The organism is Streptomyces sp. NPDC002276, assembly GCF_053891435.1.
In genome coordinates, this window is record NZ_JBSFCQ010000013.1 from 303,325 (window position 1) to 314,207 (window position 10,883).

Annotated in this window: 11 protein-coding genes, 1 rRNA gene and 1 riboswitch; of the genes, 1 reads left to right on the forward strand and 11 read right to left on the reverse strand. The window is 67.6% G+C overall.

Going from position 1 to position 10,883, the window contains the following annotated elements; genetic code table 11:
• Positions 1 to 77 precede the first annotated feature (77 nt).
• Positions 78 to 173: riboswitch (glycine riboswitch) on the reverse strand.
• A 114-nt stretch (positions 174 to 287) separates the two neighbouring features.
• Positions 288 to 659: a PRC-barrel domain-containing protein gene (locus ACWIHT_RS30825; protein WP_456171546.1), complete on the forward strand. Its 372-nt coding sequence runs from the start codon at positions 288 to 290 to the stop codon at positions 657 to 659.
• Here the strand turns inward: ACWIHT_RS30825 and ACWIHT_RS30830 are convergent.
• From ACWIHT_RS30830 to rrf, 11 genes are all read right to left on the reverse strand, one after another.
• Positions 581 to 2,083, reverse strand: coding sequence for a DNA polymerase IV (locus ACWIHT_RS30830; protein WP_456171547.1), 1,503 nt, complete (start codon positions 2,081 to 2,083; stop codon positions 581 to 583). The two genes, ACWIHT_RS30825 and ACWIHT_RS30830, sit on opposite strands and share 79 nt — an antisense overlap.
• Positions 2,084 to 2,140: 57 nt before the next feature.
• Complete coding sequence (locus ACWIHT_RS30835; RefSeq protein WP_200716112.1) at positions 2,141 to 2,785, reverse strand: MerR family transcriptional regulator; 645 nt, start codon at positions 2,783 to 2,785, stop codon at positions 2,141 to 2,143.
• A 216-nt stretch (positions 2,786 to 3,001) separates the two neighbouring features.
• Entirely contained in the window at positions 3,002 to 3,475 is a 474-nt protein-coding gene (locus ACWIHT_RS30840) for a bifunctional nuclease family protein (protein WP_006123076.1), read from the reverse strand.
• Between the two features lie 85 nt (positions 3,476 to 3,560).
• Entirely contained in the window at positions 3,561 to 4,298 is a 738-nt protein-coding gene (ftsR, locus tag ACWIHT_RS30845) for a transcriptional regulator FtsR (RefSeq protein WP_456171548.1), read from the reverse strand.
• 43 nt (positions 4,299 to 4,341) lie between these two features.
• A complete protein-coding gene (locus tag ACWIHT_RS30850; protein WP_456171549.1) occupies positions 4,342 to 5,223 on the reverse strand; it encodes an FHA domain-containing protein in 882 nt (293 codons plus the stop codon).
• A gap of 61 nt (positions 5,224 to 5,284) precedes the next feature.
• A complete protein-coding gene (locus ACWIHT_RS30855; RefSeq protein ID WP_456171550.1) occupies positions 5,285 to 6,121 on the reverse strand; it encodes a DUF881 domain-containing protein in 837 nt (278 codons plus the stop codon).
• A 5-nt stretch (positions 6,122 to 6,126) separates the two neighbouring features.
• Positions 6,127 to 6,459, reverse strand: a complete 333-nt coding sequence (locus ACWIHT_RS30860; RefSeq protein WP_019059351.1) for a small basic family protein — start codon at positions 6,457 to 6,459, stop codon at positions 6,127 to 6,129.
• On the reverse strand, positions 6,456 to 7,292 hold the full coding sequence (locus ACWIHT_RS30865) for a DUF881 domain-containing protein (RefSeq protein WP_456171551.1): 837 nt from the start codon (positions 7,290 to 7,292) through the stop codon (positions 6,456 to 6,458). The genes ACWIHT_RS30860 and ACWIHT_RS30865 overlap by 4 nt, the downstream gene beginning before the upstream one ends.
• Positions 7,293 to 7,459: 167 nt before the next feature.
• Positions 7,460 to 9,955: a sugar phosphate nucleotidyltransferase gene (locus tag ACWIHT_RS30870; protein WP_456171552.1), complete on the reverse strand. Its 2,496-nt coding sequence runs from the start codon at positions 9,953 to 9,955 to the stop codon at positions 7,460 to 7,462.
• A gap of 113 nt (positions 9,956 to 10,068) precedes the next feature.
• Positions 10,069 to 10,677 carry a CDP-alcohol phosphatidyltransferase family protein gene (locus tag ACWIHT_RS30875; protein ID WP_262061713.1) on the reverse strand — a complete coding sequence of 203 codons (609 nt, stop codon included), beginning with the start codon at positions 10,675 to 10,677 and terminating at the stop codon, positions 10,069 to 10,071.
• Between the two features lie 111 nt (positions 10,678 to 10,788).
• Positions 10,789 to 10,883 (reverse strand): 5S ribosomal RNA (gene rrf / locus ACWIHT_RS30880); the annotation flags it as partial.

The following is a 10,883-nucleotide window of genomic DNA, read 5'->3' on the forward strand; positions in this document are numbered from 1 at the left end:
CACCCGAAGGTCACCGGCTTTCACCGTCGGTGAGAGCGAGAGCCGTCGCCGACACCCGCCCTGCTTTCCAGAGTGACCTCGTCCGTGCGGTACGTGAGCCTGAGAGATTCCGGGGAGGATTTGCTCCTTCGGCGCCTCCGATGAAGTCTGGAGGACTCTCCCGCACGGGGTCAGCAGCCGCTCGCCAGCCTACCAGCGAGCGGTGAAGCCGAGCTTTCGAGTGGCCACCGGACCGAATGTGCTCTTTTGTAGAGTTTACGGATGAGTTGCGACCAGGAGGAGGGCCCGTGCAGACCGATATCGATCCGCGCAACCTGATCGGCCGCAAGGCGTTCGACCGCAGCGGTGCCAAGATCGGCACGATCGACGAGGTCTACCTCGACGACGCGACCGGTGTACCGGAGTGGGCGGCCATACGCACCGGCCTGTTCTCCAGGGACGCCTTCGTCCCCCTGGAGCCCAGCGAACTGATCGAGGGCACCCTGCACATCCCCTTCGACCGCTCCCTGATCAAGGACGCCCCCGACTTCGGCGTGGGCCGCCATCTCTCCCCCGACCAGGAACTCCAGCTCTACCACCACTACGGCCTCGACGTGGCCCCACCGCCCTCCCTCCCGGACCGCGACTTCGGCAAACTGGCGGGCTCGGACGACATTTGAGCCGACGCGGCGGGAGGGGCGGCGGGTCTTCGATGCTCCGGGGGTGGCACCACCAACTGCCCTGATGCTGCGGTCAGTTCACTCGCGTCCCGCGTCACCAACGGCAGTGGCTCCGCCGGCTCCAGTTCGGGATCGTCGGTCCTGAACGTCCGTACCCGTCCGGGCCCGGCATCCTCCGGTGTTTCGAACCGCACGGTGACCCGCCCCAGCCCGCTGCCCTGCACCCACCCGTGTCCGAACCCGGAGTGGTGCACGTCGTGACCCGCGGGCCAGCGCCGCTCCACGGGCGGCGCCTGCTCCCCGCCGACTTCCTCCTCCGTGTGCTCCTCCTCAAGAAGGTCGACCTGCTCCCCCGCCGCCTGCGCGAACAGGTCCTCCTGCGTGTAGTCGGCGAGCCCGGAGACTCCCACCCCGAGCAGCCGCACCCCACCCGTGGTGTCCACGGAGTCCAACAAGCGCGCCGCGGCCTCCCGCACCACCCCGGGATCGTCGGTGGGCCCACGCAAGGTCTCGGACCGCGTCAGCGTCGAGAAGTCGTACCGCCGCACCTTGAGCACGATCGTCCGCCCCGACAGCCCGGCGCCCCGCAGCCGCCGCACACACCGGTCGGCGAGGCGCTGTACCTCCAGACCCACTCGGATGCGGTCGTGGATGTCCACGTCGTAGGTGTCCTCGACCGACACCGACTTGGTCTCCCGCTCGGCCACCACGGGCCGCTCGTCGTGCGCGAGCGCCATGGCGTACAGCCCGTGCCCGTGCGCCTTGCCGACCAGCCGTACGAGCTCGTCCTCGCCCGCCTCGGCGATCTCGTCGACCGTGGTGATCCCGGCCCGCCGCAGATGGTCGCCCGTCGCCGGTCCGACCCCCGGCAGCGTGCGCACCGACAGCGGCCCCAGCAGCGCCCGCTCGGTGCCGGGCTCGATCAGCACCAGCCCGTCGGGCTTGGCCCGCTCGGAGGCGATCTTCGCGAGCATCTTGGAGGCGGCGAGGCCGACCGAGCCGGTGAGCCCGGTGACGGCCCGTATGTCGGCTCGGAGCCGCTCCCCGGCCCGCCGCGCCGACTCGGCGTCCCAGGCCGTCTCCCCGGCCTCCAGGTCCACGAACGCCTCGTCCAGGCTCAGCGGCTCCACCAGCGGCGACAGCGCCCGCAGCAGCGCCATCACCTGCTCGCTGATCGACCGGTAGAAGCCGAAGCGCGGCACGAGATACGCGGCGTTCGGAGCGAGTCTGCGCGCCTGGGCCATGGGCATCGCCGAGTTCACCCCGAAGACCCGCGCCTCGTACGACGCGGTGGCCACCACACCGCGTGGTCCGAGCCCGCCCACGACGACGGCCTTCCCGCGCAGGCTCGGCTTGGACGCCTGCTCCGCCGAGGCGAAGAAGGCATCCATGTCGAGATGCAGGATCGTGGGCGCGGTTCTCACATCTCCGATGCTGCCCTACGCCACTGACAATGCCCCGCTACGGCTCCCGCCGGGCCCTCAGACGGCCCGGTTGCGCCGCCTGGCCAGCTCATCGGCGGGATTGGACCCGACGAGTGTCTCGCCGGTGTCGACGCGCTCCCCGTGCAGCTGCGACAGGGCGCTCTCCACGTCCCGCCACACCACGCCCACGGCGATCCCGAAGACGCCCTGACCGCCCTGGAGCAGGGCGTGGACCTCGTCCGGCGAGGTGCACTCGTAGACCGTGGCGCCGTCGCTCATCAGCGTCATGCGCTCCAGATCGCGGAAGTCGCACTCCCGCAGGTGCAGAACGGCGCTGCGGATGTTCTGCAGCGACACACCCGTGTCGAGGAACCGCTTGACGATCTTCAGGACGACCACGTCCCGGAAGCTGTAGAGCCGCTGCGTCCCTGACCCGTGTGCGGGCCGCACGCTGGGCTCGACGAGCCCGGTGCGCGCCCAGTAGTCCAGTTGCCGATAGGTGATGCCTGCCGCCGCACAGGCCGTAGGGCCCCGGTAGCCGATCTGCTCGGACGCCATGGACGTCGCCCCTCCGCTGCTCGGCACGGCAGTGGGTCGATGCGGAGCGTGATCGGCCGCACTGCCATGAAGCGGGTACGGGCCACTGTCCCCGAAACTGCGTTCCGGGGCACCCCCAGCCGTACCGTCGCCGCTGCTTCTCACGCCGACCTCCGTCCTTGACCTGCCTTCTCGACGGTAGGCAGTCACCAGGGGTGCGTCAACGATCGCCACGCTAGGCACGCCGAGTGATAATCACCCTAGGAGTGGTTTCCCGTACCCCACCGCGGGGAAAGGCTAGCCGAATGCGCTCGCGGGGTGCCGCAGGACGCTCTCACACGCCGGTGGCAAATGCCAGCATTTCTCTGACGGCCCTCGATCTCACTGGCTGTTGGTGCCGAAGTCCTCGGGTGAGATCTGGTCGAGGAACTCGCGGAACTTCTCCACCTCGTCCTCCTGCTCGTCCGGAATCGCGATGCCGGCGTCGTCGAGCACGCCGTCGCTGCCGTAGATCGGCGTCCCGGTGCGCAGTGCCAGCGCTATGGCGTCGGACGGGCGGGCGCTCACCTCGACTCCGCTGGCGAACACCAGCTCGGCGTAGAAGACGCCCTCACGCAGATCCGTGATGCGCACTTCGGTGAGCTCCTGGCCGACGGCCTCCAGCACGTCCTTGAACAGGTCGTGGGTCAGCGGTCGTGCGGGGGCCATGCCCTGCTGTGCGAAGGCGATCGCCGTCGCCTCCCCGGGCCCGATCCAGATGGGGAGGTAGCGGTCGCCTCCCACTTCACGCAGGAGCACGATCGGTTGGTTGGAGGGCATTTCGACCCGGACACCTACGACATCGAGCTCGTTCACACAGCAACCCTAGGCCGTGCCCGGGACGTTTGGGTAGTCGGGCCGAGAACGGGTGACCGATCAGGCGGCCGCGATCCCGTCCGGTTCAGGGCAGGCGCACTCCGAGCGCGGTCTGCACCAGCGCCGCGTGCAGCTTCACCGTGAGCCCCGCCAGCTCCTTCGTACGGGCCTCCGCGTGGGCCCTTGTCTGCGGATTGCGGTGCCGCTTCAGCGGGGCGACCACCTGGTCGACGAGCCCGGCCTCGCGGTCCGCGGCGGCCTTCATCGCGCGCAGGTGCCGTGGTTCGATCCCGAACCGCCCCAACTCCAGGACCAGTCCGGCCACGGTGACGGCTTCCGCGTCGTACACGCCGTCCGGCAGCGGACCGATGAGCCCGTACGACTCCCACTCGTCGAGCTCCTGGTCGCCGATCCCGGCGGCGGCCAGCAGCTCGGCCCGCCCGATCCTGGCCACCGTGGGGCCCTCCACGGGCTCCAGGAGGACTTCACCGTCCCGTTGACGACCCACGGTGGGCAGCGGGGCCGCTTCCCCGCGCTCCATGGCGTCGAGGTGCTCGCGGATCACCTTGAGCGGCAGATAGTGGTCCCGCTGCATCCGCAGGACATGGCCGAGGCGTTCGACGTCGGCGGGGCTGAACTTGCGGTAGCCGGAAGGGGTCCGCTGCGGCTCGATGAGCCCCTCCGACTCCAGGAAACGGATCTTGGAGATGGTGACTTCGGGGAACTCGTCGTGCAGCGTGTTCAGCACCGTGCCGATGCTCATCAGCCCGGTGTCCGCGGCGGCGGTACCGTGCCCGGCACCGCCGCTCGGTGTTTGAAGCATGGACCTTCCTGGGGGAATCCCCCGGACCCAGTCCGAGGGAGGGTCAGTAACCCCGCTGGCTCGCGTAGAACACCAGCCGGTACTTGCCGATCTGCACCTCGTCACCGTTGGCCAGCGGGACCGAGTCGATGCGCTCACGGTTGACGTAGGTGCCGTTCAGGCTGCCGACGTCGGCGACCGTGAAGGAACCGTCGGCAACGCGCCGGAACTCCACATGGCGGCGCGAGACCGTCACGTCGTCCAGGAAGATGTCGCTCTGCGGGTGACGGCCGGCCGTGGTCAACTCGCCGTCCAGCAGAAAGCGGCTGCCCGAGTTCGGACCGCGGCGCACCACCAGGAGCGCCGAGCCCAACGGCAGCGCGTCGACGGCCGCCTGCGCCTCCGGGGAGAGCGTCGGCATCTGCGTCTGGCCGGTCACCTCGGCGTCGTAGGCCTCAAGACCGGAGATGGAGATGGTCGACGTCGTCTCGGACGCGCGCTCCGGGGTCACGCCGGGTCGCAGCGGCGCACCGCAGTTGGAACAGAAGCGGCTGTTCTCCGCGTTGCGGTTACCGCACCTCGTACACACCAGGGCCGACATAGGGGAAAACCCTCCACCCGTACTTGAGGTTGACGGTTGCCCGAAACCTATGTCGCCGGACTGCGCAGGGTCAACCGACGGCGCGCCCTGACCAGCGACCTGGTCACGGAACAGCGGGCGCGGGCCCTCCGCGTCCGGTTGTGCGCGATGGCGAGCGGTCTGGTTGTCGCTGCTCTCTTTCGCACTCTTGCCGAACAACTTCGCAAACAACTTCACGGGCGATTCCCCTTGACCGAAACAGACCCGCCCGTGGGGCAGGACGAACCCTGATTGAACACACCGGTCGACCCGGACATCCTCACAACGTCCGTATCCACCAGACAGTTTCCACCACGCACCACCCAATCGGTGCGTCGACCCCCCGCAACCTCATGCCCTCGCCGGACGGCCCTCATGCACCCCCGGTTCACCGGGAGGACGACCGAGCGTAGTCAGGCTGCTTCGCGGCCCGCAAGGCATCCACGACGATCTTGCTCGACCGCCCGACGGTAACGGTGGCCTGCTCCTTCTCAAGAGTCTGCACCACGCCTCCAGGGATGTTGAGCGCCGGTTCGAGATCCTGCGGCTTGCCGATGACCTTGAAACGATAGGGGGCGTTGATCTTGTTCCCGTCGACGCTCACGCTCTTGTCGGAGTCCGTCAGATAGGTGCCGGCGACCACACGTACACCGTTCACCTGGATCGCCTCCGCGCCCGCGGCGCGCAACTCCTGGACCGCATCGAGCAACATGTCCGCCTCGACCGTTCCCTTCGTGTCGTCGATGGTCATCGTGATGCCGGGTCCCTGCGCGGCCACGGTGCCCGCCAGAATGCCGAGTTGCTTCTCCTTCTCGGCCGTCTGTTTGCGGGCCTCCTCGGCCTGGTCGGAACTGTTCTCCAGCTCGTCGCGCTGTTTTTGAAGACCCTGCTTCTCGTCCTCAAGACGCTGAGTACGGTCGTCCAGTTCATCGAGAATGCGCACAAGATCTTCCTGCCGGGCCCCGCGCAACGCGCTGTCGCTGTTGCTGTTCGAGGCGACCTGCACGGCCAACCCGAAGCCGAGGCCGAACAGCAGCACGGCGACGATGAGTTGGGCCCTGCTGGCACGCGGCGGCCACAGCCCCTGCACCAGCCGCTGCCGACCCGTGACGGTGGAAGCGGGCGTCTCCTCGGCGGTCGGCGCCTCCGCGGAAGCAGACGCCGGTACCTCTTCGGGCAGTTCCCTGCGCAGCCTGTTCTCCGGCTGCTCGTCCTCGTTGCTCATCGAGGTCACGCCCGGAAGACGTGCCGGCGGATGGCCGCGGCGTTGGAGAAGATCCGGATCCCGAGCACGACCACGACACCCGTGGACAGTTGGGCGCCGACGCCCAACTTGTCGCCCAGGAACACGATCAGCGCGGCCACGACCACGTTCGACAGGAACGACACCACGAAGACCTTGTCGTCGAAGATCCCGTCGAGCATCGCCCGCAGACCACCGAAGACGGCGTCGAGCGCCGCGACGACGGCGATCGGCAGATAGGGCTCGACGACCACCGGCACCTCAGGCCGGACCAGGATTCCGGCCACCACTCCCACGATGAGGCCCAGTACGGCGATCACGATGTGCCCTTCTCAGTTCTCGGCTGTGCTGTTCGTACGATCACACTCGGCGCGGCGGGCAGCCGGAGATCGCTCTCCACGGCGATGGTCGCCCTGATGCCGTAGTTGTCTTCCAGGGCGTTCAGATAGAGCCCGTCGGCACCGTTCTGGAACCTCGTGCTCAGACGCTTGCCGTCGCCCACCGCGAGCACCGTATAGGGCGGCACCAGTGGCCTGTTGTCGACCAGTATCGCGTCGCCCGCGGCCCTGATCGCGGACAGTGCCGTCAGCCGCTGTCCGTTGACGGAGACGGCCTCGGCGCCCGCCGCCCACAGTCCGTTGACCACGCGCTGCATGTCCCGGTCGCGCACCCGCCCGGTGTCGGAGAAGTCGGCGGTCTCGCGCGGGTTGTCGCCCCCGCCGCTGCTGGCTTCCTTCGCGTCGTCGACGACGAGCTTCACACCGGGGCCGTGCACCGCGGTCGCGCCGGACAGCATGCTCACCAGGTCCGCCTGGCCGCTGCCGCCGCTCGTCCTCAGCGCGGCCCGCTGCCGCGCGCTCACGTCGTCCCGGAGCGTGTCGACGGTGTCTTCCAGCTTGTCCGCCGACTTGGTCTCTTTGTCGATACGGTCGATCAGTTCCTGGCGTTCCTTGGCCACCACGGGGGCGGCCACCCGCGCCTGCGCCGCTCCCAGGGTCACGACAAGGGCCGCCAGCACCAGACCGGCGGCGAGACCGAGCTTCGTCCGGAGGGGCTTCGGCATGCCGCTCGCGCCCGCGGCCTTCTTGCGGGCGGCGGCCTCGGCGTAACCCTCGTCGAGGCTGTGGTCCATGACGTTGGTGAGCAGCGACATGGATGCGTCCGGACGCGCAGGGCGCGTGGGTGTGCTCCGAACGGGGGGCTGCTGCGGCATGCCGCACATCGTCGCACGTGGTGGCCTGCACCTCCGAATGGCCCCACCGGCGTGCCGGACAGGCCCCCTTGGGGAGACATGTCCGGCACGCGCGCGTGGTCCGCGTTTTACCGTCCGGCGCTGTCCACGACCGCCGACCACTCGTCCAACAGGGCCTGCGCGGAAGCGTCGTCGGGCCCTTCGGCCCACAGATGGGTGACCGCCTCGGCCGGGTCGGGCAACACCATCACCCAGCGCCCGTCGGTCTCCACCACGCGTACCCCGTCCGTGGTGTCGACAAAGCGATCACCGGCCGCTTCCACGACCCGGCGCATCACAAGTCCCTTGACGGCCCAGGGAGTCGCGAGATCCCGCTTCAGGACGTGCGCCCGCGGAATCCGGGCATCGATCTGACTCAGCGTGAGTTGAGTCCGCGCCACCAGCCCGATGAGTCGTACGAAGGCTGCGGCGCCGTCGAAGACACTGCTGAACTCCGGGATGATGAACCCGGCCTTGCCGTCACCGCCGAAGATGGTCGACTCGTCGCGCCCGACCCTGGTCAGGTCGTCCGGCGAAGTCGTCGTCCACTCGACCTGCGTCCCGTGATAGGCCGCCACCTGCTCGGCGATCCTCGTGGTGGTCACCGGCAGCGCCACCCGCCCGCTGCGCCGCTCCGCGGCCACCAGGTCGAGCATCACGAGAAGGGCCCGGTCGTCCTCGACGATCCGCCCCTTCTCGTCGACGAGCGACAGCCGCTCTCCGACCGGGTCGAACCGCACCCCGAACGCCGCCCGCGCGGAGGCCACGATCTCGCCGAGCCGCACCAGCCCCGAGCGCCGCGTGTCCGCGGTCTCCGTCGGCCTGGACTCGTCGAGACCGGGATTGATCGTCAGCGAGTCCACACCGAGCTTGCCGAGAAGGCTGGGCAGCACGAGCCCGGCGCTGCCGTTCGAGGCGTCCACGACGACCTTCAGTCCGGAGTCGGCAATTCCGGTCGTGTCGACATTCCGTAGCAGGGACCCGGTGTACGAGTCGAAGACGCTGGCCGGGAAGTGCAGGTCCCCGATCTCGCCGGGGAACGCACGCCGGTACTCCTGCCGCGCGAACACCCGGTCCAGCTTGCGCTGACTCCCCTGCGAGAGGTCGGCGCCCTGACTGTCGAAGAACATGATGTCGACGGAGTCCGGCACCCCGGGTGTGGTCCGGATCATGATCCCGCCGGCACTGCCCCGCGCGGTCTGCTGCCGGGCCACGGGCAGGGGCACGTTCTCCAGGTCCCGTACCTCGATGGCGCTGGTCTGCAATGCGGAGATCACCGCCCGCTTGAGCGCACGGGCGCCGCGAGAGTGGTCGCGGGCCGTGGTGACCGTGGAGCCCTTCTTGAGGGTCGTGGCGTAGGCGCCGGCGAGGCGCACCACAAGTTCCGGTGTGATCTCGACGTTCAGGATCCCGGACACACCACGAGCGCCGAAGAGGTGCGCCTGCCCTCTCGACTCCCAGATGACGGACGTGTTGACGAAGGCGCCGGCCTCGATCGTCTTGAACGGGTAGACCCGTACATTGCCCTGCACGATCGATTCTTCACCGATCAGACACTCGTCACCGATGACGGCGCCGTCCTCGATCCGGGCCGCACGCATGATGTCGGTGTTCTTTCCGACGACACAGCCACGAAGATTGCTGTGCTGGCCGACGTACACGTTGTCGTGCACGACCGCCCGGTGCAGAAAAGCCCCGGTCTTTACGACGACGTTGGAACCGATGACGGTGTGCTCACGGATTTCGGCGCCGGCCTCCACCTTCGCGTAGTCACCGATGTAGAGCGGCCCACGGAGAACCGCGTCGGGGTGCACCTCGGCACCCTCGGCAATCCACACTCCCGGCGACAGCTCGAAGCCGTCGATCTCGACGTCGACCTTGCCCTCCAGGACATCGGCCTGCGCCTTCACATAGCTCTCGTGAGTACCGACGTCCTCCCAGTAGCCCTCGGCGACAAAGCCGTAGACCGGCTTGCCCTCCTTCATCAACTGCGGGAAGACATCGCCGGACCAGTCGACGGGAACATCGGCCTCGACATAGTCGAAGACCTCGGGCTCCATCACATAGATGCCCGTGTTCACCGTGTCCGAGAAGACCTGACCCCAGGTCGGCTTCTCAAGGAAACGCTCGACTTTTCCCTCTTCGTCGACGATGGTGATACCGAATTCCAGCGGATTGGGCACCCGGGTCAGACAGACCGTGACCAGCGCACCCTTTTCCTTGTGGAAATTGATCAGTTCGGTGAGGTCGAAGTCGGTCAGGGCATCACCGGAGATGACGAGGAAGGCATCGTCCTTCAACGCCTCTTCGGCGTTCTTGACGCTTCCGGCGGTACCGAGTGGCTTCTCCTCATTGGCATACGAGAGCTCCATGCCGAGCTCTTCGCCGTCACCGAAGTAGTTCTTGACCAGCGAGGCCAGGAACTGCACGGTGACTACGGTCTCATTGAGCCCATGCCTTTTGAGCAGCCTCAGCACGTGTTCCATGATCGGTCGATTGACCACGGGCAACAGTGGCTTGGGCATGCTTGAGGTCATGGGGCGAAGGCGTGTGCCTTCGCCTCCGGCCATCACGACGGCCTTCATGTCGGAAGCGTCCTCCTCTGAGAGACGACGGGCTAGCCGACTTCACCAGTCCAGATTGTCCCGCACTTTTGCGCAACGGGCCATCGAGCGACTGTTACCGCCCATCGGCAAGGTCAGTCGGCCGTGGCATCCGCGCGCAGCAGGCGGCGGACTTGTACCACGTAGAGGACTCCTGCCCACCAGTACAGCGTTGTACCCCATCCGGCGAACGCCCATCCGAAAATCGCTGCGAGTGACGGAAGCCATCCACTTCCGTCACTGAGCAACAGCAACGGGAACGCGTACATCAGGTTGAACGTGGCCGCCTTGCCCAGGAAGTTCACCTGCAGCGGCGGATAGCCGTGGCGCCTGAGGACGGCCACCACTACCAACAGAACCAACTCCCGCGCCAGCAGTGCCGCAGTCAACCAGATTGGCAGAATCTCGCGCCAGGTGAGTCCGACGAGAGTCGAGAGAATATAGAGCCGGTCCGCGGCCGGATCAAGAAGCCGGCCAAGGCTGCTGATCTGGTTCCAGCGCCGCGCAAGCTTACCGTCCAGGTAGTCGCTGATCCCGCTCAGCATCAGCACCAGGAGCGCCCAGCCGTCGCTCTTGGGGCCTCCGAACTCGGGCCTGAGGATCAACCACAGGAAGATGGGTACGCCGACCAGGCGCGCCATGCTGAGGATGTTCGGGATGGTGAGCACCCGGTCTGTCTGGACGCGGGTCTCCTGGACCTCCACCCGGGGGCCTCCTGTGGGGAAAACGAGCCAACGATGCTCCTTGACCTTACCCCAACGCAAAAAAGCTCTGGCTCTTGGGCTGCATGCCCAAGAGCCAGAGCTCTAAAAGGAGTTCGGCGGCGTCCTACTCTCCCACAGGGTCCCCCCTGCAGTACCATCGGCGCTGTAAGGCTTAGCTTCCGGGTTCGGAATGTAACCGGGCGTTT